The following is a 25,330-nucleotide window of genomic DNA, read 5'->3' on the forward strand; positions in this document are numbered from 1 at the left end:
TGATGTGATAACAATAATTGATCACCCCATTGTTGGCGGTTGGGCGCTGGAATCCTGGACCATCAGCCTGGGTGATAAAACCAGCTATCCCTTTGGTGAAAAGCCCGTGGGGCGCATTCTGTACACCCCGGATGGTCAAATGAGCGCCACCATTGCCCGCGCAGACCGGCCGGTCTTATCCAACCCGGTACCTGCCAAGGCACCAGTTGAAGAAAAACTCGCGGCTTTCGATAGCTACTTTTCATATGGCGGTGCCTTTCACATCGACGGTGAGGACGTGGTGCACAGGGTTGAGCTGTCACTGAACCCAAATTTTGTCGGTAGTGAGCAACGGCGGCGAATGACATTCGAGGGCGATTCACTTAATGGTAAGCACCTGACTTTGTCCGCGGATGAGCAAACCCCCAAGGGAATTAAACATCACCGTATTCGCTGGAGAAGAGTATGAGTGTGGCTGAAAGTATAAGCATGAGCAGCAATCTGTTTCAGAAACATGAAGCGCGTTTTAGCGCCGCACGCAAAGCCTGTAAGGAGCGTTTTCACTGGTCGCCCTTTCCCGAGGCCGCTGCGCTGGTCACTAATAACGAAGCGTTGAGCGAGCAGGCAGAGCAGACTTTTCAGGCTTTGCTCAACCAACCGTTTGATATAGCGCTGCCCGGCATAGTGGATCAGGTAGGCGATGAAATTTCACCCTACACCTGCAAACCCTTGGGTATCACCTATCCGCGCTGTAACCCCGACACACTGTTTAACGCAGCCGAAATCGCCATGCCGGACTGGGCCGCCCTGAGTCCGGAGGCGCGCATCGGTATATTACTGGAGGTGATCGACGCACTCGAGCAGCAGGTGTTTCTGATGGCCAAGGCAGTGATGCATACCGCCGGCCAAAGCCCCAATATGAGTTTTACTGGAAGCGGTGTAAACGCGTTGGACCGTGCAATTGAAGCGCTGGTTTACGCCTATGAGGCGATGAGCTTTACGCCCACCAACGCGCGCTGGGAGCGTCAGTTTGGCAAAGCCACTATTAGCCTGGATAAAACCTACCGGCTGGTACCGCGCGGTGTGGCCGTGTGTTTTACCTGTGCCAGTTTTCCCACTTGGAATGCCTGGCCGTCGATGATGGCTAGTCTTGCTACCGGCAATCCAGTTATCGTCAAGCCCCATCCCGGGTCGGTATTGCCGATGGCGCTCAGCGTTAAATGCTTTCGCGAAGTGTTGGCAGCCTACGGCCAGAATCCGGATCTGGTCACCCTGCAACTGGATACTCGCAACGAACCGCTGGGCAAAGTATTGGTTAAACACCCGAAAACTGCCATTGTCGATTTTACCGGCAGCGCACAATTTGGCAGCTGGGTAGAACAGAATGCTCACCCCGCCTTGTGTTTTACCGAAACCGCCGGCGTGAATACTGTGGTGCTGGATTCCTGCAAGGATCTTGATGCGGTTATCCGCTCACTGGCTACCACCATGTGCATGTTTTCCGCGCAGATGTGCACCAGCCCCCAGAATATCTATCTGCCCAAACAAGGCGTGCGCGAAGGTGATCACTGGGTCGGTGCGGATGAGGTGCGCCAGAGGCTTGCAGATGCCATAAGCGCTATCGCTACCAATCCGCGTAAGGCCGCCATGATTATGGCCACGATTCAGTCGCCAGATACCGAAAAAATGCTGGATCAACTGGCACAGCAGGCCGAGGTTATTTTGGCCAGCAGTGTCTACGAGCATCCCGATTACCCCAATGCGCGCACACGCACACCGCTAATGCTCAAGGTAACTCCAAACCAGCGTGAGCTGTATCTGGGAGAGCGCTTCGGGCCGGTATCGTTTGTGATTGAGTGCGAGGACGCGAGCGAAGCCTTGCAACAGGCCACGCAGGATGTGCGTGCTGCGGGTGGGCTTACGGCGTTTCTCTATTCCACGAACGAGGCGTTCATCGCGCAGGCCGAGCAGGCATACGCTCGTGCCGGTGCCCAACTCACAATAAACCTCACCGGCCCCATGCCACTGAATTTTGCAGCGGCCTACAGCGATTTTCACGTCACGGGCCTGAACCCGGCAGGAAATGCCTCGCTTACCGAATTGGGTTTTGTCGCCCAGCGGTTTCGTATTACCCAAAGCCGCCGACAAAAGGATGACCGATGAATGATGATGGTTCAGCGTTTGCGCTGGCGCGGTGTTACGATGCGCTCATGACACAGCTGCCTACATGACTCAAATGCCCAGATCAACGCCTGGCCAACCGGTCTCTACAGACCAGCCAATCGATAACCCATTGTTGCATGCGCGCGCGATAAGCCGGGCACTGGGTGTGGTGGGTGACCGCAGCTCACTGCTGTTGGTTTATTGGGTATTCCTCGGTCGTTTTCGCTTTACCGAGCTGGTGAAATGCACGGGCTTGTCGAAAAGCCTAGTCAGTAATCGTCTGAAGCGGCTCGAAGAGCAGGGCGTGCTCGAGCGTCGCAGCGTAAACGGCACCAACGAATTTCACCTCACCGAAATGGGCAAAGACCTTTACGACGTGGCGCTGGCCATTATCTACTGGGACAAACGCTGGCACTTTACCGAAGGCTGCCTCACCCACCACCTAAAGCACCACCAGTGCGGCAAGGAATTCAGCCCCATACCCAGCTGCGCACAGTGCGACACCCCGTTTACGGCCCGTGCCTGCGACTGGCACTACGGCCCCGGCACACCGGATGAAAGCCTTGCCAGCGACATGCCTTCGCGTCGTTCGCGGATTGCGCCTTCGGCACTGGATGCCAAACACCCCATCATGGACAGGACTCTGGAAATACTCGGCGATCGCTGGACAGCTCTTACCATTGCCGCCGCTTTCTACCGCGTGCGCACCTTCGGCGGTTTTCAGCAGGCGTTGGGTATTGCCACGAATATTCTCAGCAGCCGCCTTTCCCGCCTTACCGAACTTGGCATCTTCACCCGCAGTGGGCAGGGTCGTGCCGAATACCGCCTGACCGAAGAGGGCCTCTCGCTCTTTCCTGTCATTGTCACCCTCATGCGCTGGGGTGATCGCTGGTTTTGTGACGCACCGGCGTTGATATTAAGCCATCGCAGCTGCCAACAGCCTCTCGTCAGTGCCATGAAATGTGATCAGTGTGGTGAAGCGATCGGTTTTGCGGATTTTTATTACTGAGTTTCTTTTGGCTCGCGGTAGATTTTTTCAGTCAAAATATTTGTCGCTGGTTTCAGGCTGTCGCGAGAGCTCAGACACAGGCATTGATTGCAATCGAGCGGTCCGTTGAGAACTAAGCGTGTAAAACGTTTGAGACCCACGCGCCGCAGCACGCTATTCTAACTCCACGTTAGACGAGCAACACGAGAGTCAGGGAGACGCACCATGCGTACAGATCTTGAATTTAAATCTGACGGAATAACATGCGCCGCTTGGTTATATCGGCCAGCGTCCAGCTCGCCTAGTCCCTGCGTGGTAATGGCTCACGGTTTCTCAGCTGTGAGGGAGCAAAGGCTGGATGCTTACGCGGAGCGGTTCGCCCAAGCGGGTTGTGTCGTATTGCTGTTCGACTATCGCCACTTTGGAGCCAGCGCCGGTGAACCGCGTCAGCTTTTGAGCATTCGCCGCCAACTGCAGGATTGGCAGGCAGCGATTGCAGCGGCGCGCGCACTACCCGGTGTCGACCCGGCACGTATAGCCATCTTTGGGAGCTCGTTCAGTGGCGGCCATGTTCAGACATTGGCGGCACGTGACCAGTCAATAGCGGCGGCAATTGCACAAGTACCTTTCTGCGATGGGTTGAGAAATCTGCCAGCGCTTGGCATAGGCCACTCACTGCGCTTGACGATGGCTGGCCTGTGGGATGTGTTAAGAATGATTCTTGGACGCAAGCCCTATTATATCGGTGCCGTGGGCAATGCTGGCGATCTTGCGGCGATGGTGACGCCAGATGCGGTTGCAGGCTTCGCGAACATGAACCCGAGTGGCTCTACCTGGCGCAATGAGGTAGCCGCACGGGTGGCACTAACGCTGGGTTTTTATCGTCCGGGGGCGGAGGCCGCCAAGATAGCTTGCCCCATTCTCTACGCCATTGGAGAGCAAGATCTGATAACGCCTGCGCGCTTTGCACATGACGCAGCTGGCCGTGCACCGCGCGCCGAGGTTAAGTCGTATCCCTGTGGTCATTTCGATGTTTACGTTAGTCCGCTGTGGGAGAACGTGATTGATGACCAGATCGAATTTATTGTTAGGCACTTACAACCCTGATCAATATGATCATAATCATTGGGGTCAGAGTCGTTCAAACCGTTGGGTCTAATCAATGCGCCAGAATCCGTTGAAATCTTTATGAATAAACCTTCCCCGGCATACGGCACTGGCGACTCGTCATACAAAGCCGCAGGTGAACTTTCTGGCCTGATCAGGCTTGTGGATGCGTTCTACACATATATGGAAACGCTGCCTGAGGCTCGGGTTATCTTGCAAATGCATTCGGCTGATCTTGCACTTTCACGTAAGAAGTTGGCCTATTTTCTATCGGGCTGGTTGGGTGGCCCAAGGCTGTACGCGGAACACTTTGGTTCTATTGTTATTCCAGCGGTTCACAGGCATTTGTCGGTGGGTTATGCGCAGCGCGACGCCTGGCTCTTATGCATGCAAAGAGCCATTGCTGATCAGCCTTATGACGAGTCCTTTAAAGTTTATCTTCTAGAACAGCTACGGGTGCCGGCGGAAAGGGTCAGAGCGGCATGTCATGTGTGAAATTATCGAGTGTTAAGCTTTGGCAGCGCCCCACCGTTGGAAGAAATTGCCATTATTTTTGTTGACCCACGCCAGCCATTGAACTCCCCGCCGAATTGCTGTATTCCATTATCTTTGCCAAAAGAATTGCGCAGCGATTTTTTCGCGCGCTAGCGCACACCAGAATATAACAACAGGCAGAGGTGACGATGAAAAAATTGAGTATGGTGGACAAGGGCTTTCTGCTGGCAGAAAACCGTGAAATGCCCATGCATGTAGGCGGGGTAAGCCTTTTTACCTTGCCAGAGGGTGTGGATGAACAAGAATTCCTCCACAACTTGGCGCATACCATTCGCAATACCGATGCGTTGTTGCCGCCCTTTGGGGACAGGCTGAAGTTGGGGCGTGCGGGACTGATGGGTAATGCCCAGTGGGAGCCGGACCCGGCACTGGATATGGAATACCACGTGCGCCATTCAGCTTTGCCCAAGCCCGGACGCTATCGCGAACTCTTTACTCTGGTATCGCGTTTGCACGGTACGCTGTTGGAGCGCAGTCGGCCGTTGTGGGAAATGCATCTGATCGAAGGCTTACAGAACCGCCAGTTTGCGGTCTATACCAAAACTCATCACGCGGCGGTGGACGGCGCCCGCTCGGTGCATATTTCCCGCAGTATGCTGTCGTCAGACCCAAATTATGTGCTGGAAAATTCGCCCCTCTCGCTGGAATCTTGGCATCGTTACAAAGAGGCGCTGCTGGCTGGCCAGCAGGGTCTGCCCACGGAGGAGGAGCTGCGCAATGTAGCGGATATGCTCAAATCCACCTTTGATAGCAGCGCCAATCTGTATCGAGCGCTGAAGGGCTTTACCAAGGCTTGGGCTGGGCGGGGCGGCGATCTCACCTTGCCGCATTTGCGGGTGCCAGGCAGTGTGCTGAACAGCCGGGTGGATGGCGCGCGCCGCTTTGTCGCGCAGTCGTGGCCCTTTGCGCGTATCCATCGCCTAGGCAAGGCCTATGGCGGCACCTTTAATGATGCGGTGCTGGGTATGTGTGCGGGCGCTCTGCGTACGTATCTGATCAATCACGCGGAACTTCCCGATCAGGGCCTGAAGGCCATGGTGCCGGTTTCTCTGCGTCAGAAAGGCGATGTGGATTCGGGCAATGCGGTGGCGGCCATCAGTGCTGATCTCTCGACCCATATTGCAGACCCGGCAGAGCGCATTCGCGCCATTATGGCCTCGGTACAGGCGGGCAAAGCGTTTTACCAGGGTATGTCACCGAAGGAGGTGGAGCTGGTCAGCATGCTGATGCAGTCACCCTCCGCGCTATTTATGCCGCTCGGGTTAACGCCGCGGTTGCCACCTTATAATGTCGCGATATCCAATGTGCCCGGTATTCGCGAGACCATGTACTGGAACGGCGCGCGCATGGACGGCTCCTACCCGTTGTCGATAGTGACCGATGGTATGGCGATGAACATTACCCTGGTGACCTATGGTGAGAATGTGGATTTCGGCATTATTGCCTGTCGTCGTTCGTTACCGCAGGTTCAGCGGCTGATCGACTATATGGAAGAGGCGCTGTGTGATCTGGAAGTGGCTGCCGGGTTTAACGATGCTGCGAACGAGGGAAAATCCAAACCGCGCCGTAAAGCGGCGGCGCGTAAAAAGAGCGTGGCCAAGAAAAAGGTAACCAAGGCCAAGACCACGACAGAGGCATAGAGAAGCCGGACATTGCTGCTTGCAGGAGGGGTTATGATTATCGTGCATGGCAGTGTGACGGTGCCGCAGGCGCGCCTGTCTGAGGCGTTGCAGCTCAGTCAGCAGCACGTAGCGCGCTCGCGCGCCGAGTCCGGCTGTATTGAGCACGGTGTGTATCAGGACCCGGAGATTGCCGGGCGGCTGGTGTTTGTTGAGAAATGGGCCGACGAGGCCGCGTTGAAACAGCATTTCGCTGTGCCTGCCTCAATTGCCTTTGTTGACGAGATAAGTGCCTTGGCCACCGAGCCACCATCCATTTCGCTTTTTTATGCCGACGAAATCTCCATTTGAACGCGATGGCTGTCTGTGGTTCTTGCACATGTTCATGCCTCGGCGCGCGACGTCATAGCTATGTGGTTGCGGATTGTTCTCGGTGACCCATTGCTGGCGATTGATAAGCCGGAGCAGATAAAGGCTGGGGTTGAAATCGCATTTGATGAGGCTGGTGAACCCGATGATATGGCTGTGTTTACGCGGTATGAGTCAGGCGGCCTGCATTGCGAGTTGTGTCTCTATTTTACACCCGCCGCTGCGAGTGTGGCGCGGGCGCTAAATGCGACGCCCTGTAAAGCCCCTGAACCTGATGGCCTGAGTCTGTTGGCTGGTTCGCAGCGGGCCTTACGCTTACTTTTTCCGGAGTGCTGAAAGCGATGACGAGATCAATCCCTGCGAGCCAGATGGCTGGCCGATGCGCGGCGCGTTTTCTTGCTTTTGTATTTCTTTTGACGGGAGCACACGTGATGGCGGTGGAAGAGGCCGAATACACCGTGGTGGTTGATGAAAAGCCCTTTGAGCTTCGTCAGTACGCGCCGCATATTCTCGCGGAAACGTTGGTAGACGGCGATTTTGAAGCCGCTGGCAATGAGGCCTTTGGTCGCCTGTTTCGCTACATTTCCGGCAACAACGAGGCCCAGCAGAAGGTCGCTATGACCTCGCCAGTGGGACAGACCGCCGAGAGCGAAAAGATCGCTATGACCTCGCCGGTAGGTCAGGCGCAGAAAGACGGCAAGTGGGCGGTGAGTTTTATGATGCCGGCGTCGTTTACGCTGGAGACTACTCCTACACCAACAGATCCAGCGGTGGTGATACGACAGGTGCCGGCCCGCTATATGGCAGCCGTTCGCTATTCAGGCTTCTGGAGCGAGAAGGGCTATCGCCGAAATCTTGCCCAGTTACAGGCATGGATCGCGGATCAGGGCTATGTCGCCGAAGATGAGCCGATCTGGGCGCGTTATAATCCGCCCTTCGTGCCCTGGTTTCTACGGCGCAATGAGATTCTTATTCCAGTTGCCAATCCTGGGTAGTTCTTGCGCCTAGCTAGGCAAGCTTCCCCAAATGCTTGCGCTTAATGTGCCCGGCCGCATACAGCGAGTGCAGACTGTCGGCCAAGGTCTCACGGTGATGTCTAAATCTAAGCCCTAGCACCGTTTCAAATTTGCTGTCGTCACTTCGCACCCAGCGTGTAGCGTATTGGGTGCCTTCTGCCGTAATCGGAATGTTCACGCCAGTCAGCGTGATAAATGCATCTCCTAATATTCCCATTAGCCGCAGTAGTGGGCCGGGAATGGGCGCGTAGGGCAGGCGGCGTCCAGTCAGCTCATAAAGTGTGCTGATCAGCTCTTTCCATGGGTAGTAGTGACCGCCAAGTAGAATACGCTCTGGCCGATCGAGCTTTTCGAGTATGGCAACGCAGGCGCTGCCAATATCGCGCACATCGATAAACTGGATGCCCGTGCTGGTAACCACACCCATGCGCGAGCTGAAAATGCGCAGGGCATTCATGGGTTCGGACAAGCCTGGGTCGTGAGGGCCAATAATGCTGCCGGGGTAGATTATGCTAACGGGCTTGCCTTTGGACTGCAGGTCTCGGACAAAATGCTCTGCGGCGGCTTTTGATTGTCCGTAGGCAGATTTGGATTGCGTCGGCGGCTCTTCCCCGGTGAGCGATGACAAGCCAGGGGCGAATAGGGCGGCCAGGCTGGAAATGTGCACGAGGTGTTTCAGGCCCAGTTCGCAACCCTGGCCGATTACATTGCGGGTGCCGCCCACATTGGTGCTGATAACGTTGTCGGCATCTTTTTTATGGGTAGAGACAAAAGCGGCGCTATGTACCACACCGTCGCAGTTGCTTAGTGCCTGTTTCACTGCAGCGGCATCGGTCACGTCACCGCTGACAATATCGGGAAACGCTTCTTTTGCCTGAGCGCCGTGTTGCGCCATTACCCGCTCGAGTTTGGCGGGGTTGCGCACCAGCAGGCGAACCTCATGCCCGGCAGCCCGTAATGCCAGGGCGGCGTGTGAGCCGACAAAGCCGGTGCCGCCGGTAACCAATATGCGCATTGCTGAATCCTTTTGTCGGTAGCGGAGCTGTATATGTTTCAATAGGGCAGACGGGTGCTGTCGCCCAGCGGGCCCCGCTCCATTATCGTGATCAACACCTTCATTTCACAGTGGTTTCCAGAAAATGTTTGACATCAGCTCAGGGTCTCGATAATGTAGCTCTCAGCTAGAAAGAAAGACTAATATTTGAACACTCGTTTCGTCGCACCTTTGCAGTTCTTCGTCCTGTAGTTCGAAATCTCAGCCTAGTATTTCCCGCTATTCGTGCTTCTTCAGTTTTCATAACACTGAGTGGCGCTTTGATATTTTTTTCCTACAGGATTTATTGTTATGTCTAGAGTTACCGGTACTGTTAAATGGTTCAACGAAACTAAAGGTTTTGGCTTTCTTGAGCAGCAAGGCGGCCCAGATGTGTTCGCACACTTCAGCGCCATCAGCGGTTCAGGCTTCAAAACCCTGGTAGAAGGTCAAGCGGTAGAATTCACCGTGACCCAGGGCCAGAAAGGTCCTCAAGCCGAGAACATCGTAGCTATCTAATAGCTGCCTCGGTTTACCAGAAAGGCAAGCCCTCGGGCTTGCTTTTTTTATGCCTGCTGTTTCTTCGGGCATCTCCTTTCTGAATGTCTCAAGCGTTTCCCTTCCCCCAGTGAATTCGAGACAATAGCGCCTTTTCTCCAGGGATGATCTATGTTGTTTTCTTCCAAAAGCGCGCCCAGTCCGGCACAGGAAGTGCTGCGCAGCGTTTTCGGCTACGAGCAGTTTCGCCACCAGCAGCAGGCCATTGTCGATCAGGTGATCGACGGCGGCGATGCGCTGGTGTTGATGCCCACTGGTGGCGGTAAATCCTTGTGTTACCAGGTACCTGCGCTGGTGCGCGCGGGTACTGCCATTGTCGTGTCACCGCTGATTGCCCTGATGCGCGACCAGGTGCAGGCGTTGCAGCAGAACGGTGTGCGTGCCGAATACCTCAATTCTTCGCTGGCCGCAGATGAGGCCTTTCGGGTGGAATCCCTGTTCCGGCAGGGCGATCTCGATCTGCTGTATGTAGCACCGGAGCGGCTGGTTACGCCGCGCATGCTGGATTTGATGCGGCAAACCGAGCTGTCCCTGTTTGCCATCGACGAGGCACACTGTGTATCCCAGTGGGGGCATGATTTCCGGCCCGAATACCAGCAACTATCGATTCTGCACGAGTGCTTTCCGGCGGTGCCGCGCATTGCGTTGACCGCGACAGCAGATCTGCCGACCCGCCGGGAAATAATCGAACGGCTGAATCTGCAGGATGCCGAAATTTTCAATAGCGGCTTTGACCGGCCCAATATCCGTTACCACATCAGCGAAAATCAGGGCAACGCCCGGGATCAGCTCAAGCGGTTTATTCTGAACAATCACGAAGGCGAGGCGGGTATTGTTTATTGTCTGTCGCGCAAGCGAGTGGAGGATACTGCTGAGTGGCTGAACAAACAGGGTTTTACCGCGTTACCCTACCACGCGGGCTTAAGCACTGATATCCGGCAGGAGAATCAGGAGCGCTTTCTGCGTGAAGACGGGGTGATAGTGGTGGCCACCATTGCGTTTGGCATGGGCATCGACAAACCTGACGTGCGCTTTGTGGCTCACCTGAATTTACCGAAAAGTATTGAGGCTTATTATCAGGAAACAGGTCGCGCCGGGCGCGATGGCCTGCCCAGCGATGCATGGATGGCCTACGGCCTGCAGGATGTGATTACCCTGCGCCAGATGCAGGAGCAAAGCGCTGCTGAGGAAAGCCGCAAACGGGTGGAGCGCCACAAGCTAGATGCCATGCTGGGCCTGTGTGAAACCCATGCCTGTCGTCGTCAGGTGCTACTGCGCTATTTTGACGAAGCTCTCGATGAACCCTGCGGTAACTGCGACAACTGCATCACGCCTCCGCAGACTTGGGATGCCACGGTGGCGGCGCAGAAGGCGTTGTCCTGTGTGTATCGCACCGGACAGCGCTTTGGGGTGAATTATGTGGTGGATGTGCTGCGCGGTGTGGGCAGTGGACAAGTGTTCGAGCGCATTCAGAATTTCGATCACGATAAGCTTTCCACCTACGGAATTGGCAGTGAGCTGAATCAGGGCGAATGGCGTACGCTGTTTCGCCAGCTGATGGCCATTGGCCTATTGGGGGTGGATTACGAGGGGCATGGCAGTGTGTTTTTGACCGATGCAGCGCGCCCGGTATTGCGCGGCGAGCAGTCGCTGACCCTGCGCAAAATGCCCAAAGTCGACAAGCAGAAAACCCGCAAAAGCAATGTGGCTTTCAGTGGTGGGAATCAGAAACTCTGGGAAGCGTTGCGGGCTCACCGCAAAACGCTGGCGGAAGACCAGGGCGTACCCGCCTATGTGATCTTTCATGATGCCACGTTGGCCGAGATGGTTGAGCGAGTGCCGCAAACGCTGGAACAGCTGGGGCGGATAAGCGGTATTGGCGAGCGCAAGTTGGATGCCTATGGCGAGGGGTTTCTGGCGATTTTGCAGGAGTACCATGAGCCGGCACCGGTCAGCGACACGGTAAGCGATACTCTGGTGTTGCTGAGTCAGGGGCTGACCCCGCTGGAAATCGCACACCGCCGCGAACTGACGCTCAATACCGTGTATCGACATCTGGCTCTGGGTATCGAGCGTGACGAAATCGAACTTGAGGACGTGGTGGAGCTCGATGCATCGGAGTTGGAAGCCTTGGGCGGCGCGTTTTCCTTGAGCGAGCAGGGCGGTCTTAAGGCTGTTTATGAAGCCTTTGACGGCGAGTACGACTACGGCGTGTTGGGTTGCGTGCGCGCTGCATTGCGGCTCTGACTCGTGCCCGCAATTACTCTACGTTGGTGGCCGCCTGTAATTCGGCAAAGTCGGCATAGGGTTTGATTACTTCACCAGTACGGTAGCTGGCGCTGGATATGGCGTAGCCCACTTCCAGCGCTTCGGTGTTGCGTTCTATGGCTTTAATCAAATCTGGCCAACCTTCATCCAGACTGAAAAAGACTTCTACGCTGACGCTGCCGCCCGGTGGTGTCACGCGCTCTTTGGCGTGCCACTGAAATGGTTTGCTGGCATACACCTGTTTGCTCTGCACGCCATACACAAACAGTTTTCCCGAAAGCGTTTGCAGGCTCTGGTGTGAGCCGTTGACGATGGTGGCGTTGATGCGCAGTTGACCCAAACTGAAGCGGTGCACACCAGTGATCCGGTGCTGATAACTGAATTCTCCTACCAGCCCCGCCAGTTCTTCGTGTATCCGTTGATTGGCAGCTATCAGGGTCTGGGTTTCTGCCGCGTCTACGGTTGTTAGCAGAGATACTGCATTCAGCCACTGGGCAATGGCCCAGTGATCACCGCGTCGCTCCATGCGCCACTGGGGTTGAAAACCTAAGTCCAGATCTGGTCGGGTGAAGCGACTGGTAATGACGGCACTGTTGCGTTCTTCCTCCATCAGCGCTACCTGTTCGGGGTGTTGGGCGACACCCGCCAGCGCACGTAACAGCACCTGCATTAACGTTGGAGCCCCGGCGGTGGCGCCGGATTGCAGCCACAGGGTAGCGATACTTTCCAGGGAGGCCTGGCTGGACAGCGAGGTTGCAAAACGCTTGCTCAGTTCAGGGTCTGCTGACACGTCTGCCTTGAGCTTTAGCCACAAGGCGTCCATCGACACGTGTTGCGCGAGCTCGCTGCTGTTGCCGGTTTCCAGTGCCGTTTGCAGGTGCAGAGCGGCATCAAGCGGTGTGTCGCGCTGTATGAAAAAAAACAGTGCCAGTATGCCCAGCAGCACGCTCACAGCCATTACACTGAGCCAGCGCTGATTCAGTCCGGCGCCTTTAGTACTGGCATCGGCTTTGGTAGCTTTAGGTTTGTCGCTGGCTGGAATGGCGTGTAGATCAGGGCCGCCGACTACGATGGCTTCCGCCCCGGTTTTCTCATAAATTAAAATGGCGTAGCGCTGTGCGACAGCTTCATCCTGATCCTTTTTGACAATCAGGTCGCGTTTACGCAGGGCGCGGGCGAGCTTGGCCGGGCTGGTTCCCAGCAGGGAAGCCAGGCGCTGTAAAACTGCAGGCGGGTAGTCCTGAGCGACAATGGCGACATCAAACAATTCAGACACGGGAACGACACAACCAATTTTCGCGGCATCATAGCACAGCCGTGAACCGGGATTGAGGATTGGCTCACAGACCGCCAGTCACCGGGGTGGCTGCAGCATGTGGCGGTTTGCGGGATTGGTGGCAATAGGCATATTGATGAACAAAAATGCGCATGAAACTGACGCCTTCCGCCGTGTTTAAGGCTTGGTAGCCCCGCTACACTACGACGATTACTTGTACCAGTCAGAAGAATAAATTGTACACGACAGCCGGAGAATTCTCGTATGACGTCATCTTCATCGCGCAAGGGCAAGCTTGGTTTGGCGTTGGCCCTGCTCTCGTCGGCCGCTGCCGCCCAGCAAAATAACCTTACTCTGGAGGAGGTGGTCGTTACCGCCCAGCGCAAAGCCGAATCCCTTCAGGATACGCCCATTGCACTGGATGCCTTTGGGCAGGAAGCCTTGGAGCGTGAGGGTATAGGTAATGTGGGTGATCTGGCCAATAATGTACCTGCACTGACCATTCAGCCTTTTCCGATCAATACCACCACGCTGCGCATTTACATTCGCGGTATCGGTTTGATTGATGCCCAGATTACCCAGGACCCGCCGGTGGGGGTTTACGTGGACGGCGCTTATATTGCCCGCTCTGCGGCGCTGGCGACTGAGATATCCGATCTGCAGCGTATCGAAGTGCTGCGCGGACCACAGGGAACGCTTTACGGCCGCAACTCAACCGGTGGCGCGGTGAACCTGATCACCAAGCGTCCGGATCCCGAGGCACTGCAATTCAAGCAGAACCTCACCGTGGGCGACCGCAGTCTGTTTAACAGCCGCACCATGTTAAACGTGCCACTGTGGGAGGGCGCCGCTGCCAAGTTTGCCTACCTGAAAAAAGGCGTGGACGGCTACATCAAAAACACTGGCGAAGGTGGTGATTTTGGTGATTCTGACACCGAAGGTTACCGCTTTGATTTTGGCTGGGAGGTGAACGACAGCCTGCGGGTTGATTACGCCTACGATAAGGCTGAAGTTACCAACACCAATATGACCTATTCGCACATCCGGCCATCGGATCCGATACCAAACCCCAATGCCAATTCAGGTATTGCGATCACCAATCTGATTAACTCGGGCGCTCGCCAGTTCTATGACTTTAATCGCAGCGAGGAATTGCCGGATGAAATTCATTCCGCCATTCCCATGCCTGAAGCCGTTAACGATATTTCCGGTCACCAGCTGACTTTGGATTGGAGCGTTAGTGAAACCCTGGAAATCAAATATATCTACGCCCAGCGTGATCTGTACGACGCCACTCCCACCGTGCTGGCAACCGGTGCCCGCACCGATGGCTATCGTCTCGACAACGAGCCGCTGTTCGGCTTTCCGGTGGCGCCGACATCGGGCGCTACCATGCCCTGTGCGGCCGGCTGTGTTGGCCGCTCAATCCAATACGACGGTTTTACTCCGGATATCGATCAGGAGCAGTTTTCTCATGAGCTGCAGTTCTCGGGCTCATTGTTTGATGACCGCGTGAACTACATTGCCGGTCTGTATTATTTTGAAGAAGAGGCGCGGCAGAGTCCGGGCGAGATTGGTCACTTGATTTCGGCACCGTTGGGCAGCACCCAAGACGGCAATAACACCAATACTCGCATCGAGATTCTGACTCAGGCGCGCTATGACATTGAGAACTCTGCCAAGGCCGCCTTTGCCCAGCTGAGCTGGAGGCCGCCGGTATTGGAAGAGCGTTTGAATTTAACGCTTGGCCTGCGTCATTCGGAAGATTCGCGCTATGCTCGCGCCTTCCGTCGCCAAATGACATTTACTGTCATACCCGGTGATGGTGACAACAAAGACCGTGACAATCTGGATATTGGCACCCAGATCAATGATGTGTTTTACGATGCAATTGGCGACCGGGATTTTGAAGACGATTCCTACAGCCTGATTGCCGAATATGAAGTGACTGACAGCGTCAACGTGTACGCAAAACGTAATGAGGCCTATAAAAGCGGTGGCTTCAATACTCGCGAGCAAATTACGGCGGCCGGTGCCGAGCGCTTTCGCCAGGGGTTCGACCCTGAAAAAGTTATCGCGTACGAGCTCGGCCTTAAATCTCGCTTTTTCGGTGGCCGCGTGCAGTTGAATGCGGATATTTTTCAGCAGAAGTTTGAAGATCAGCAGTTGAACTTCTCTGTACCTAATGCGGTAAGCGACACCACAGTTGCTAATGCTGGGGAATCTACGCTGGAAGGATTTGAGCTGGACACGACCTGGCTGGTGTCAGAAAACCTGATTCTGATTCTGAACTACGCCTATCTGGATGCCAGTATCGCACCGAGTCGCAACCCGTTGTCGGGTGAAATTGATGACGGCTTTGTGTTCGACTCAGCCCCCGAGCACGCCTATACCGCCGCGGTAGACTGGACGCTGTGGACCGGCGGTCTGGGTCAACGGTTAGGGTTTAACGCGACCTACTCCTACACTGACGAGCGCAATGGTGGCGCCCAAGCTGAAACGTCTACGTTTGCCCAGGATCGACAGCATGATTTTGCGGTGCTGAATGCGCGCTTGGGTATGTATGATCTCGCGGTGCTGGACGGCACCCTGGATCTGGCGGTATGGAGCAAGAACTTGCTGGATGAAGACTATAGCATCAACAATGTGCATAACCTGCCACAGGCCGGGCGATCCGTCATGTTCGGCGAGCCGCGCAGCTATGGTGTTGATCTGATCTACCGTTGGGGCATGTAAGCCTTGCCACTTTCCTCTTTGACGGCCGCTTTCGCGGCCTTTTTTTTGAGGAAATTTCAGCCTTTCAGCAATTACATTGATGAAAAAATTCTGGGCAGATTGGGTTGGTTGTTTGAACTACCCATGCCGCCATCAATTACCACTTCAGTGCCTGTGATATAGCTGGCTGCCGGTGACAGCAGAAATACGATGAGATTGGCGACTTCTTCGGCGCTACCGCCCCGACCAAGTGCGATGGCGTTAAGCCATGCGTCTTTCACCGCGTCAATGGATCCCGGAATCTCAGTAAGGGGGGTTTCAATGAAACCCGGGCATACGGCGGTGGCGCGAATATTGTCACCACCGTGATCCAGCGCGAGGGTGCGGGTGTAGTTGATGACAGCCGCTTTAGCGGCGTTATATGCCGCAAAGCCGTGATCGGCGCGAACGCCGCTGAGCGATGCGACGTTAACAATACTGCCGCCGCCGCGTTTACGCAGATGGGGAATGCTGGCCCGGCAGGCGTAGAACACGCCGTGAAGGTCAATGTTGATGACCTTGTGCCATTCTTCCAGTGGCATGTCGGTGGTGGTGCCCAGACTGCCCAGCCCCGCGCTGTTCACCGCGCCGTCGAGGCCGCCGAAGCTTTCGGCGGCCAGATCACAGGCAGCAATGAGCTGATCCAACTCGGTAACATCGGTTGGGTGAAAACGCACGTGTTGTGGAAAGTCCGCTGCTAATGCTTCGCCTGCTTCGCGGTTGAGGTCTGCGATCACGGCATTGCCGCCGTGCGTGGCCAGATAGCGAACAGTTGCTGCACCAATGCCTGAGGCGCCGCCGGTAACCAGATAGGTTTTGTTAGAAAAGTCGATATTCATAAGTGATCTCGTCGAGTTATCTTTAGTTGTTGTGCTCGTTCATTACGCGTCGCATATAGCTGCTTGCAAAACTCTGCTCCAGCATGCTTTTGTCGGTAGCCAGAGACATTCGTGCAAGGATCAGAGAAATACGCAGCCCGGCAAACACTCGGTAGTAGTGCAGGTTGTCAGTGTGTAAGCCTGTTAACTGCTGCCAGTCTCTGGCGGTTGCATCGCCGTCGGGCAGGCCCTCCAGTCGGGGAACACCCAATCCGTGACTAAACAGTTCATCCATGAATATCCACCAGGCAATATCCTGTTGTGGATCGCCAACGCAGAGCATTTCCCAGTCGAGCAGAGCGGCAACGTCGCAGCTTTGCTCTTCAAAAATGATATTCGCCATGCGCGAGTCGCCCCAGCAAAGGCGTTGGCATTGTTCGCTGGGTTGATGTTGGCGCAGCCACTGCAGGGCTACTTCACAATCTTCGTTGCGGGCGTTTTCCAGCCCCCAATCCATGTAGCGCTCCCAATAGCTCAACTGGTCGTCGAAGGATTTGGGGAAGTCGTAGCGTTTTATAAACCCTGCGATCGGTGCGCTCTCGATAGGTTGACGGTGTAGCGTCGCCATCATGTTGATCGCGTTATTCCAGAGTGCGCCTCGTGTTTCCGGTGTGGCTTCACAAAGCCAGCCGTCCATGTGATAGGGCGGCATGTCGGGCGGAATACGACCGGCGGTCTGGTGCATGATATAAAACGGTGAGCCCAGTACCTGGCCGGTGGGTTCTTCATCGACTAGCTCTGGCAGTTTCAAGCCGTCGATTTCGCTGAGCACTTTCATGGCGTCAAACTGCATGGGCAGGTTGTATTCCGGAAAGGCGAGCTTTTCGCCCTGCGCTTGCAGGCGCGCAACCATTGGCAGCCGTTGTGCGCCTTGATCCAGTATGCAGTCAAACATCAGTGTGATATTGGACATGCCGGTATTTTCAGGGATTTTCAGCGCTGGAATACGGACGTCGCGGTTCGGATACACCTGGGTAGCAAACCATTGCTCGAGACTCGCGCGAACCGCTTCGGTGTCATCGAGGGCCGGGGTGGGGCGTAATTCTTCTGTCATGATATCTCTCTGTTAGTGAGCAGCGCGTTTTTCAGCAGGGGCGGTTTGTGCGATCAGTAAAGCGGCTTTTGTCGCGTACTTTCCGATAAGCTTCCAGTACTGGCGCAAACTCGTGTGGCTGACTGGCGTGGATGATGATGCCGTCGGCACCGGCCTCGAACTGGTCGTTAAAGCGTTGCGCGCAGTCTTCGGCTGAACCCACAGCGGCGGGCAGCCAGGATTCGGGCAAAAGATCGCGAATGTGTCGCAGCTGCTCCGTACTGGCAACACTGTCGATGCCGCCGGGCATTTTGCTGACCACTTTGTCGGCGCGGAAGGCATCCAGTGTGGCGCGATCCCAGCCGTTGATATCGACCAGCAGTTCGCCGTAGTTGGGTGCCTGCAGGTAGGTCGCCATGCGGGCAACGATATATTTCAGGTAGGTGGCTTCGTCAGCATCGCAGGCAGTCGCCAGCACGCTCCATACTTTTACGGCGTCTGGATCACGTCCGGCGTTTTCTGCACCTTCTCGCACACAGGCTACCGCTTTCTTTAAGGCCTGGTCCGAGAGGAAGGTGTGCAGGATGACGCCGTCGAACAGGCTGCCGGCAAAGCGCAGGCTCTTAGGGCCGAAGCCGACAAACATGAGCGGAATGTCTTCGTCGAGCCAGTCATTCATGTGCAGGTAGGGATAATTGCCGAGCTTGCCATTATGGCTGACACGTTCCCCCCGCCACAGTTTGCGCATCATGTCGGCAAACTCGCTCAGGTGGGCGTTGGTGACTTTTTCCATGCCCATCAGGTCGTAGCGGATACCGACGCCACGTGCTACGCCCAATGCAAAGCGGCCGTGGGTCAGGCGGTGCAGCGTGCTGGCCATGGTTGCGGTAAGCATCGGGTGGCGGGAGTTGATGTTGGTCGCACCAGTGCCGATAACGAGTTTATCAGTGACGGCGCCAGCGGCGCCGGCCAATGCGGCAACTTCCTTCACGTCGAAGCGTTCTGACAGCCAGGCGGAGCCGACACCGAGTGTTTCAGCGGCGCGCACTTCGTCAAGCAGGTCGGCGGGCGTGCGGGTGTGGCCGGGCAGAGCGTAAAAACCGAGTTCTGGAAATTCTGAGGTCGGCGTTGCCATCGCGGGTATCATTCCCTAGTTGCTATTAGTGTGAATGTCGGTAAAGTTAATGAACACTGTTCATTAAGTCAATGCAGGAGAGATTACAGGGTGTCCAGAAAACCCTTACAACAGGTCAGCGGCAGACCCGCCAGGCTCTCGCGAGACCAGATCCTCGATCAGGCGATGGCCCTGATTGCCGGCGGCGGTGGTGAAACGTTTTCTCTGCGCAAACTCGCGCAGGCGCTGGATACCGTGCCGGGAAACCTTTACACCTATTTCGCTAGTAAGGAGGCTCTGTTCGATGCCATGGCTGACCGTGCTTTGACAGCGCTCGATGACAGTTATGACCATAGCAGTGACTGGCAGACGGAGATAGAAAACTGGATGAATGCGCTGCGCGCGGCGATTCGCTCGCAACCGGCGTTGCTGTACATCATCGGTTTGGCAGGTAGCGCGCCCGGTGCGGTTCGCCGGATTGATAGTATCTCCAGGATACTCGTGGCTCAGGGTATGACCTTGCCGAACGCGGTATTACAGGCGCAAAGCCTGCTTTGGGCGGTAATGGGCTTTACCATGTTTGAGCTTCAGGCCGCAGACAAAAAAATATTGAGCCAGCTAAAAAAGTCCGGTGCGCATGAAGATTTTCCGGCGGTCATGCAGCACCTTGCACTGGATGATCTGAATCCGCTTTGGGAGGCAACCGTTAGTCGCACCTTGCTGGGCCTAAGGGGCTTGCTATAGAACTTCAGAAGACCCTACCACCTTTAGCGAAATGGTGATGCCGTTAAATTGCGCCATACCCGATATTGGCTCAATCGCGTCCGGTCCATCGGCCGCCAGAATATTCGCATTCACTCCCTGAGTCTTGTTGGCCACACGCAACCCGCTGGCGCGCTGATGACCCCAGCCGTGAGGCAATGCGACGGTACCGGGCATCAGGTCATCGCTGAGCGACACTGGCAGGCGCACGCAGCCGGTGGCATTGCTTACATCAATCAGGTCGCCGTCGCCGCAGCCCAGTTTTTGCCCGTCTTGCGGGTGTATATACAGATAATTAGTTTGCCGTTTTCCTTTCACAAAGGCCGTGTCGTTATGGGTCCAGCTGTTGTGGCTGAAACGTTCTCGCTTGGTGATTAATTTGAACTGCTGTTGTTCAGCCTTTGCTTTGTCAAAGCTTGTCAGCAGACGTTGCGCAGCCAGATCGATAAAGGTTTGTGGCGCCAATTGCACTTTGCCATCTTTAGTCAATACACGCTTGCCCAAATAGGAATTACCTTCGATGGGCGAGAGCGCTTTGCCGTGTGGATACTTTCGTAGCGCACGCAGGCCTCCCTGCTTGCCCATACGGGCTATCATTCCCAACAAGCGCTCAGGCATCGGGGTCAAGGCTTTGCCGATGAGAGGGAGTTTACCCAGCCTCTCGCCGGTGTTGATCAATGCCTGTAGGGTTCGCGAGCCGAAGAACGGCGCATTGCATACTTTGGCGAGTTGACGCATTGTCCACAATTCGTCGCGACATTCGCCGGGTGGTGTCACCAGTCGGTCGGTATACTGGAACCAGGGGCGCGGTGACAGTCCTGAAAGGCTGATAAAAGAAAAGGGAATGTCCGGGCGTTCGGTAAAGTGTGTTCCCGGTAAGATATAGTCGGCGTATTCCGCAGTTTCATTGCGCACAATATCAATACATACCAGCAATTCCAGCTGCTCCAGCGCTTTTGCCAGTTTATGACTGTTGGTCGCGGTGAGCAGCGGGTTTCCTGACAATACAAACATGGCGCGTACCTGATCCTGCGCTGGCTGCAGGATTTCATCGGCCATCAGGGCGGCGGGCAGGGCGCCGAGAAAATTACGGGTATTACCGATGCGTGAATGGAAAACGTTTTTGTCGGCATCTTTGGTTGCTTTGCCATAATCGAATATTCCCAGTCCCATCAAGCTGCCGCCGCTGCGGTCCAGATTGCCGGTAAGTGCATTGATGACTTCCAGCAGCCAGAACGCGAGGGTGCCATTGCTGCCTTGGTTAATGCCGGTAGAGCCGTAGAGGGCGGCTCCTTTGGCGTTTAGGTACGTGTTTACCAGCGTACGTAATTGCTCGGCGCTGATGCCGGTGACTTCCGCCTGTTTTTCCGGCGTCCAATCCAGGCAAAGTTCGCGCAGTGCGTCGAGTCCGTTCATATGGGTGGCAACACGCGCGGCGTCAATTGCGTTGCGGGCAAAAACCTCGTTGAGAAAGCCCAGTAGCATAAACACGTCGGTGTCGGGGCGGATATACACCTGCTCGCCTACGGCTTTTGCGGTTTCCGTGCGCCGTGGGTTCACGTTAAACACTGTACCGCCGCGAGCTTCGATTTCCTGGAGTCGTCGCACCGGGTCTGGCAAATTGATAAAGCTCATTTTTGAAATAGCGGGATTGGCGCCAATCATGATCAGGCAATTGATGTGATCAATATCCGGAAAGGTCAGGGCCATGGGTGAGCCGTAGAGGTGTTGACTCACAAGAAACTTGTTGTTGCAGTCGAGGCTGCCGGTATTGTAAACCTTGTGGGTATTCAGACCCTGAGTAAAGGCTGTCCAGAATATCGGCATCAGGGGGCTGAAACTGATTGGATTGCCGAAGTAGGCGCCGACAGATTCGTCACCGTGGCGATCGCGCAGGGCGCAGATTTTTTCGCCAATTTCGCACAGTGCCTGCTCCCAACTGATAGTCTCAAACCCACTGTCAGTTTTCTTCAGTGGTGTCGTGATCCGGTCTGCCGTCGTACGCATTTTTTCGATGCTGAGGCCTTTGATGCAGGCAAAGCCTTTAGAGACTACGTGCGCCTTGTCAGGCTCAACCTTTGTGATAGCGTTGTTTTCGACAGTAACTATTAGTCCGCACTGATTTTCGCATATGCGGCAAAAGGTGGTTTGGGTGGTGGGCATCGTGTTACCTCTTATCGACCGCATTGATCAATTCGAAATATCAGGTGTGGATAAACTGTTTGGCAAAGTGCTCCATGTCGCGCAACTTTTCGTCCAGGGTCATGGTACTGGCCATGCCGTTTTTGTCGCAAAACGCTTCGCGGTAAAGCATTGTGACACCAAGTTCTTTACAGCGCTCTAAATTGGCGGGGGAATTATCGTATAGCGCCAGCGCCACCTCGAAACCCTCCCAGGGCAGTCCGGAATCGGCGCGAAACCGCTTTAATGTTGGTAGCAGCTGTTCGACATCCTTCATCTCGTGCTGAGCGCCCACCCAGCCATCGTTGCGAGCTGCGCGGCGCAAGGCGGGCTCACTGAAGCCGCCGATACAAATGGGAAGACGGTGTTTCAGGCCCGGAGACATTTGCAGGGGAGGGAATTGATAGTACTCCCCGTCAAACGAAGCATTGTCGCCAGTCCATAACATTTTCATCACCGTCAGCATTTCGTCGGTGCGTTTTCCTCGGTCATGAAAATTCTGGCCGACCAACTCAAATTCCGATTTTTGCCAACCTATGCCGACACCGAGAAGCAGGCGGTCGCCGCAAAGATTGGCTGCCGTGGAGATTAGCTTGGCGGCCTGAAAAGGATCTCGCATCGGCAACACATAGAGCGTATTGAGAAATTTAAGGGTCTTGGTGACCTGTGACAACGCGCCAATTTCAACCCAGGGTTCCGGCCAGTGAGTTTCGGGATACCAGCGTATGAGACTGTTTTTGCTGTAGTCGTAGTGTTCGTATTGTTCGGCAAAGGTAATTAGGTGTTCGCCCAGGGTGACACCTTCAAATCCAAGGTCCTCGGCGTGTGTTGCGAGAGTTGGCAGTTCATCCATGTCGATCATTGACAGACATTGCCAGAACTTCATCTTGCTTCCCCTCTAGTAGGTGCTAGATAGTCAATCTGTTTGCTGGCAGTCCAATATCACCTTGCCGGCAATTTCGCCTTTGTCTATCTGGCGGTGTACGTCGGCAGCGTCGGTCAACGGGCGGATGGCAGCGACTGCAGGTTTAAGGCGCTCCTGTTTCAGCCATTGCATGAGCGTTGCAACGTCTTCCTTGAACTCTTCCGGTTTCTTGCCGCGACGGGTCTGGATATTGTAAAAGCCACTACTTTTGCCATCGGGCAGCATCGGCCACAGAGCGAGCAGCTTCAAAAAGCCGAACAGCAAGCTTGGAATCTTTTCTTCGCCGGTTGTGACCTGTAGAGCGCCAAACCCGACCAGCTTGCCGCCTTTGGCTACGCAACGATAGGAGCGAGACCAGTACTTGCCGCCGATGGTGTCAAACACGGCCTGTACGCCTTTGCCACCGGTTTCTTGTGCTATGCGCTCGACAAAATCTTCATTGTGGTAATCGATGGGTATGGCGCCGTAGTGTTTCACGAGGCAATGTTTGCCCTTCGACGCTGTGCCATAAACCTTGAGACCCATTTCGCGGCCGAGTTCCAGCAGAGCGGTGCCCACTGCACCGCCGGCGGCATGTACCAGAATGCTGTCGCCAGATTTCAGTGAACATTCCCGGGTCAGCATCTGGTAGGCCGTGGTATACGACAGAATCATGCACACCGCTGACGCAGGGTTCAGGCCTTCTGGGCAGGGAATCACCCGCTCCGCGTCTACGCACAGATATTGGGTGTAGCCGCCAATCACCGACATGTCTGCAACAGGGTCGCCCACCTTGAATTGGGTAACGCCACTGCCCACGGCATCTATCAGGCCGAACCAGTCGTAGCCGAGGGTGAAGGGAGGCTTGTCTTTGACGTCGACGTACTGGCCCTGGCGAATAACGGTGTCTGTGAAGCCGGTGCCTGCGGTCAGTACTTTTACCCGTACCTGACCAGGTGCGGGCTGTGGCAGGGTATCTTCCGTAATAACCTTGATGTTTTCGGGGCCGCCAAAGGCGCTGATGTCAACGTGTTTCCACTGCATGGTCTAAACTTTCAAGGCCGTTTAAGTAGCGCGCAATCTAGGAAAGCTGGCGCCATTGGTCAAAGGCTTTATGATTACGATACAGTAATAAGCCGGCTGCACATAAAAACATTTTAACCAAAATGTTATTGTGGTTGTGGTAGCGTAGATTACCAAATCGTTAAATAGCGGCAGAAAACCCCGTTACGGGCGCTCGTGAGCCTCAAAAAAAGCGATGAGAAACCACAACTTGGAAGGGAAGTACCTATGAGTCAATGTCCGTTTACCCACCTGCTGGATTTGGATGCCTATGTTAACGGCATGCCTTATGCCGACCTTGGCAAGCTGCGCCAGCAGGGCTCTTTTGTGAAATTTGATGACCCTGACAATGGCGTGCCCTACTGGGCGGCGGTTAAACGCGATGCGCTGGATTTTGTTTCCCAGAACCCGGATCTCTTCTCTTCCGCTGAAAAAGGGCCATTCCCGATGGAAATGCCGCCTGAGCAGGCGGCTATTCAGGAGGTGATGAACGAAAATTTCATCATCTCGATGGATCCCCCACGGCACATGAAGTACCGCAAGGTAGTGCGTGACGCCTTTACACCTCGGGCAGTAGCCGCGATGGAGCCTTGGCTGCGGGCGCAGGCTAAAGCGATTGTTGATCGAGTGGCAGCCAAAGGTGAGTGTGAGTTTGTTGAAGATGTGGCGGCTGAGCTGCCATTGATTGCCATCCTGGAGGTGCTGGGCGTACCCCAGGAAGATCGCAAGCAGTTTTTTGAGTGGACCAACGTAATGGCCTTCGCCGATGATCCTGATGTCGCAACCGGCATTGATGAAGGCAACGCTGTTTCAATGGAAGTTATCATGTATGCCATTGAGCTGGCTAAAAAACAGCGCGAGAACCCCACAAGCCAGGTGGTTCAGGCCTTGCTTGAAGGCGAAGTTGATGGCGTCAAAGTGACCGAAGAAATGTTCGCCTGGATGTTTATCCTGATTATGGTAGGTGGCAACGAGAGTACCCGTACGGCCACAGCCCACGGCATGCGACTGTTGATGGAGAACCCGGATCAGCTGCAGCATCTGGTTGACCACCCGGAAGATATTCCAATGGCCGTAGAAGAAATGCTGCGCTATAACACCGCGTTTATCGCGATGCGTCGTACCGCTACGCAGGATATCGAGTGGAACGGCTATAACATCAAGAAGGGCGAGAAAGTGGTGTTGCACTATCACGCGGTCAATCACGATGAAGATGTGTTTGGCGACGATGCAATGCAGTTCGATATTCACCGCCACAAGCGCCATCAGGCTATTAATCGCGAGCACCGCGCTTTTGGTATTGGAGAGCATTTCTGTCTGGGTATGAACTTGGCGCGACTTGAGCTGCGTATTATTTTTGAAGAAATGATTCCGCGTTTGCGCAACCCCAAGTTTGCCGGTGATGTGACTTACATGCGCTCTTTCTTTATCAATACCATTAAAGCGATGCCTATCACCTTTGACCCGGAAACACGCGCCGCGGCCTGATTGGCACTACTGCTAGGCTCTTGCACAGGGTGTAGGAGCTTGTCCCTAAAACAAATGGCGCTCTGTCGATTCGGGGCGTCATTTTATCGGGTAACACAGCTTTAGTTGCGAATCCCCAGATGGCACTCAAGCGTTAACCTTCTCCCTCCTATCATTCAGTCTCCTGTCCTAGGATTTACATTGCCCGCTCACGCAAGTTGCGCTGGTCGAATCTGTCGTGCCT

22 protein-coding genes are annotated in these 25,330 nt (G+C 55.0%); 14 read left to right on the top strand and 8 right to left on the bottom strand.

The genetic code is table 11. The annotated features are described in order from the left end of the window. Nucleotides 1-4: 4 nt before the first annotated feature. From AC222A_RS06400 to AC222A_RS06440, 9 genes are all read left to right on the top strand, one after another. Nucleotides 5-448 (top strand): lipocalin-like domain-containing protein, encoded by a 444-nt coding sequence (locus AC222A_RS06400; protein WP_372747339.1) that lies wholly within the window; start codon nucleotides 5-7, stop codon nucleotides 446-448. Beyond that, the gene (gene paaN, locus AC222A_RS06405) at nucleotides 445-2,142 is read left to right on the top strand and encodes a phenylacetic acid degradation protein PaaN (RefSeq protein ID WP_486774759.1); all 1,698 of its coding nucleotides are present in this window, start codon (nucleotides 445-447) and stop codon (nucleotides 2,140-2,142) included. Before AC222A_RS06400 ends, paaN begins: the two co-directional genes overlap by 4 nt. A gap of 73 nt (nucleotides 2,143-2,215) precedes the next feature. Then, nucleotides 2,216-3,151, top strand: coding sequence for a winged helix-turn-helix transcriptional regulator (locus tag AC222A_RS06410; RefSeq protein ID WP_372758346.1), 936 nt, complete (start codon nucleotides 2,216-2,218; stop codon nucleotides 3,149-3,151). A gap of 204 nt (nucleotides 3,152-3,355) precedes the next feature. Beyond that, nucleotides 3,356-4,237 (top strand): alpha/beta hydrolase, encoded by an 882-nt coding sequence (locus AC222A_RS06415; protein WP_486774760.1) that lies wholly within the window; start codon nucleotides 3,356-3,358, stop codon nucleotides 4,235-4,237. Between the two features lie 81 nt (nucleotides 4,238-4,318). Further along, nucleotides 4,319-4,732 carry a group II truncated hemoglobin gene (locus AC222A_RS06420; RefSeq protein WP_372749415.1) on the top strand — a complete coding sequence of 138 codons (414 nt, stop codon included), beginning with the start codon at nucleotides 4,319-4,321 and terminating at the stop codon, nucleotides 4,730-4,732. A 188-nt stretch (nucleotides 4,733-4,920) separates the two neighbouring features. Beyond that, nucleotides 4,921-6,432 (top strand): WS/DGAT/MGAT family O-acyltransferase, encoded by a 1,512-nt coding sequence (locus AC222A_RS06425; protein ID WP_372749416.1) that lies wholly within the window; start codon nucleotides 4,921-4,923, stop codon nucleotides 6,430-6,432. A 33-nt stretch (nucleotides 6,433-6,465) separates the two neighbouring features. Further along, on the top strand, nucleotides 6,466-6,762 hold the full coding sequence (locus tag AC222A_RS06430; protein WP_372749417.1) for a putative quinol monooxygenase: 297 nt from the start codon (nucleotides 6,466-6,468) through the stop codon (nucleotides 6,760-6,762). Between the two features lie 15 nt (nucleotides 6,763-6,777). After that, complete coding sequence (locus AC222A_RS06435) at nucleotides 6,778-7,116, top strand: hypothetical protein (protein ID WP_372758344.1); 339 nt, start codon at nucleotides 6,778-6,780, stop codon at nucleotides 7,114-7,116. 5 nt (nucleotides 7,117-7,121) lie between these two features. After that, nucleotides 7,122-7,775, top strand: a complete 654-nt coding sequence (locus AC222A_RS06440; protein ID WP_372764286.1) for an SOUL family heme-binding protein — start codon at nucleotides 7,122-7,124, stop codon at nucleotides 7,773-7,775. A gap of 13 nt (nucleotides 7,776-7,788) precedes the next feature. On the opposite strand, the gene AC222A_RS06445 is transcribed toward AC222A_RS06440, so the two are convergent. Next, complete coding sequence (locus AC222A_RS06445; protein ID WP_372764287.1) at nucleotides 7,789-8,811, bottom strand: SDR family NAD(P)-dependent oxidoreductase; 1,023 nt, start codon at nucleotides 8,809-8,811, stop codon at nucleotides 7,789-7,791. Nucleotides 8,812-9,141: 330 nt separating this feature from the next. Here AC222A_RS06445 and AC222A_RS06450 point away from each other — a divergent pair, with 330 nt between their 5' ends. Both AC222A_RS06450 and recQ read left to right on the top strand, forming a co-directional pair. Further along, complete coding sequence (locus AC222A_RS06450; protein WP_372748184.1) at nucleotides 9,142-9,348, top strand: cold-shock protein; 207 nt, start codon at nucleotides 9,142-9,144, stop codon at nucleotides 9,346-9,348. A gap of 150 nt (nucleotides 9,349-9,498) precedes the next feature. Beyond that, entirely contained in the window at nucleotides 9,499-11,634 is a 2,136-nt protein-coding gene (recQ, locus tag AC222A_RS06455) for a DNA helicase RecQ (protein WP_486774761.1), read from the top strand. Between the two features lie 13 nt (nucleotides 11,635-11,647). Here the strand turns inward: recQ and AC222A_RS06460 are convergent, their stop codons facing one another. Further along, nucleotides 11,648-12,931, bottom strand: coding sequence for a hypothetical protein (locus AC222A_RS06460; RefSeq protein WP_486774762.1), 1,284 nt, complete (start codon nucleotides 12,929-12,931; stop codon nucleotides 11,648-11,650). A 264-nt stretch (nucleotides 12,932-13,195) separates the two neighbouring features. Between AC222A_RS06460 and AC222A_RS06465 the strand changes: the two genes are divergently transcribed. Next, nucleotides 13,196-15,667 carry a TonB-dependent receptor gene (locus AC222A_RS06465; protein WP_372748181.1) on the top strand — a complete coding sequence of 824 codons (2,472 nt, stop codon included), beginning with the start codon at nucleotides 13,196-13,198 and terminating at the stop codon, nucleotides 15,665-15,667. Between the two features lie 71 nt (nucleotides 15,668-15,738). Here AC222A_RS06465 and AC222A_RS06470 read toward each other — a convergent pair whose 3' ends face one another. The 3 genes from AC222A_RS06470 to AC222A_RS06480 are packed head-to-tail and all read right to left on the bottom strand — an operon-like array spanning nucleotide 15,739 to nucleotide 18,731. Then, nucleotides 15,739-16,524: an SDR family NAD(P)-dependent oxidoreductase gene (locus AC222A_RS06470; RefSeq protein WP_372748180.1), complete on the bottom strand. Its 786-nt coding sequence runs from the start codon at nucleotides 16,522-16,524 to the stop codon at nucleotides 15,739-15,741. A gap of 22 nt (nucleotides 16,525-16,546) precedes the next feature. Then, nucleotides 16,547-17,617: a phosphotransferase family protein gene (locus AC222A_RS06475; protein ID WP_372748179.1), complete on the bottom strand. Its 1,071-nt coding sequence runs from the start codon at nucleotides 17,615-17,617 to the stop codon at nucleotides 16,547-16,549. A gap of 31 nt (nucleotides 17,618-17,648) precedes the next feature. Continuing rightward, nucleotides 17,649-18,731, bottom strand: a complete 1,083-nt coding sequence (locus tag AC222A_RS06480; protein ID WP_486774763.1) for a TIGR03857 family LLM class F420-dependent oxidoreductase — start codon at nucleotides 18,729-18,731, stop codon at nucleotides 17,649-17,651. Between the two features lie 90 nt (nucleotides 18,732-18,821). Here AC222A_RS06480 and AC222A_RS06485 point away from each other — a divergent pair, with 90 nt between their 5' ends. Further along, complete coding sequence (locus AC222A_RS06485; protein WP_372758840.1) at nucleotides 18,822-19,454, top strand: TetR/AcrR family transcriptional regulator; 633 nt, start codon at nucleotides 18,822-18,824, stop codon at nucleotides 19,452-19,454. On the opposite strand, the gene AC222A_RS06490 is transcribed toward AC222A_RS06485, so the two are convergent. From AC222A_RS06490 to AC222A_RS06500, 3 genes are read right to left on the bottom strand one after another with little or no spacing between them, the layout of a single operon-like run. Next, the gene (locus AC222A_RS06490) at nucleotides 19,449-21,635 is read right to left on the bottom strand and encodes a molybdopterin-containing oxidoreductase family protein (protein ID WP_486774764.1); all 2,187 of its coding nucleotides are present in this window, start codon (nucleotides 21,633-21,635) and stop codon (nucleotides 19,449-19,451) included. The two genes, AC222A_RS06485 and AC222A_RS06490, sit on opposite strands and share 6 nt — an antisense overlap. A 40-nt stretch (nucleotides 21,636-21,675) precedes the next feature. Next, a complete protein-coding gene (locus AC222A_RS06495; RefSeq protein WP_372763729.1) occupies nucleotides 21,676-22,539 on the bottom strand; it encodes a TIGR03619 family F420-dependent LLM class oxidoreductase in 864 nt (287 codons plus the stop codon). 30 nt (nucleotides 22,540-22,569) lie between these two features. Beyond that, nucleotides 22,570-23,601 (bottom strand): medium chain dehydrogenase/reductase family protein, encoded by a 1,032-nt coding sequence (locus AC222A_RS06500; protein ID WP_372748772.1) that lies wholly within the window; start codon nucleotides 23,599-23,601, stop codon nucleotides 22,570-22,572. A gap of 246 nt (nucleotides 23,602-23,847) precedes the next feature. On the opposite strand from AC222A_RS06500, the gene AC222A_RS06505 reads away from it, so the two are divergent. Next, complete coding sequence (locus tag AC222A_RS06505) at nucleotides 23,848-25,107, top strand: cytochrome P450 (protein ID WP_372748771.1); 1,260 nt, start codon at nucleotides 23,848-23,850, stop codon at nucleotides 25,105-25,107. The last annotated feature ends 223 nt before the right edge of the window (nucleotides 25,108-25,330 follow it).

The organism is Litorivivens sp. (genome assembly GCF_057445395.1).

Bases quoted from the DNA above. Each gene is read 5' to 3' on its own strand.
- AC222A_RS06420 (WP_372749415.1), top strand. From the start codon at position 4,319: ATGAATAAACCTTCCCCGGCATACGGCACTGGCGACTCGTCATACAAA.
- AC222A_RS06445 (WP_372764287.1), bottom strand. From the start codon at position 8,811: ATGCGCATATTGGTTACCGGCGGCACCGGCTTTGTCGGCTCACACGCC.
- AC222A_RS06465 (WP_372748181.1), top strand. From the start codon at position 13,196: ATGACGTCATCTTCATCGCGCAAGGGCAAGCTTGGTTTGGCGTTGGCC.
- AC222A_RS06440 (WP_372764286.1), top strand. From the start codon at position 7,122: ATGACGAGATCAATCCCTGCGAGCCAGATGGCTGGCCGATGCGCGGCG.
- AC222A_RS06415 (WP_486774760.1), top strand. From the start codon at position 3,356: ATGCGTACAGATCTTGAATTTAAATCTGACGGAATAACATGCGCCGCT.
- AC222A_RS06470 (WP_372748180.1), bottom strand. From the start codon at position 16,524: ATGAATATCGACTTTTCTAACAAAACCTATCTGGTTACCGGCGGCGCC.
- recQ (WP_486774761.1), top strand. From the start codon at position 9,499: ATGTTGTTTTCTTCCAAAAGCGCGCCCAGTCCGGCACAGGAAGTGCTG.
- AC222A_RS06430 (WP_372749417.1), top strand. From the start codon at position 6,466: ATGATTATCGTGCATGGCAGTGTGACGGTGCCGCAGGCGCGCCTGTCT.
- AC222A_RS06410 (WP_372758346.1), top strand. From the start codon at position 2,216: ATGCCCAGATCAACGCCTGGCCAACCGGTCTCTACAGACCAGCCAATC.
- paaN (WP_486774759.1), top strand. From the start codon at position 445: ATGAGTGTGGCTGAAAGTATAAGCATGAGCAGCAATCTGTTTCAGAAA.
- AC222A_RS06450 (WP_372748184.1), top strand. From the start codon at position 9,142: ATGTCTAGAGTTACCGGTACTGTTAAATGGTTCAACGAAACTAAAGGT.
- AC222A_RS06505 (WP_372748771.1), top strand. From the start codon at position 23,848: ATGAGTCAATGTCCGTTTACCCACCTGCTGGATTTGGATGCCTATGTT.
- AC222A_RS06490 (WP_486774764.1), bottom strand. From the start codon at position 21,635: ATGCCCACCACCCAAACCACCTTTTGCCGCATATGCGAAAATCAGTGC.
- AC222A_RS06500 (WP_372748772.1), bottom strand. From the start codon at position 23,601: ATGCAGTGGAAACACGTTGACATCAGCGCCTTTGGCGGCCCCGAAAAC.
- AC222A_RS06495 (WP_372763729.1), bottom strand. From the start codon at position 22,539: ATGAAGTTCTGGCAATGTCTGTCAATGATCGACATGGATGAACTGCCA.
- AC222A_RS06475 (WP_372748179.1), bottom strand. From the start codon at position 17,617: ATGACAGAAGAATTACGCCCCACCCCGGCCCTCGATGACACCGAAGCG.
- AC222A_RS06480 (WP_486774763.1), bottom strand. From the start codon at position 18,731: ATGGCAACGCCGACCTCAGAATTTCCAGAACTCGGTTTTTACGCTCTG.
- AC222A_RS06425 (WP_372749416.1), top strand. From the start codon at position 4,921: ATGAAAAAATTGAGTATGGTGGACAAGGGCTTTCTGCTGGCAGAAAAC.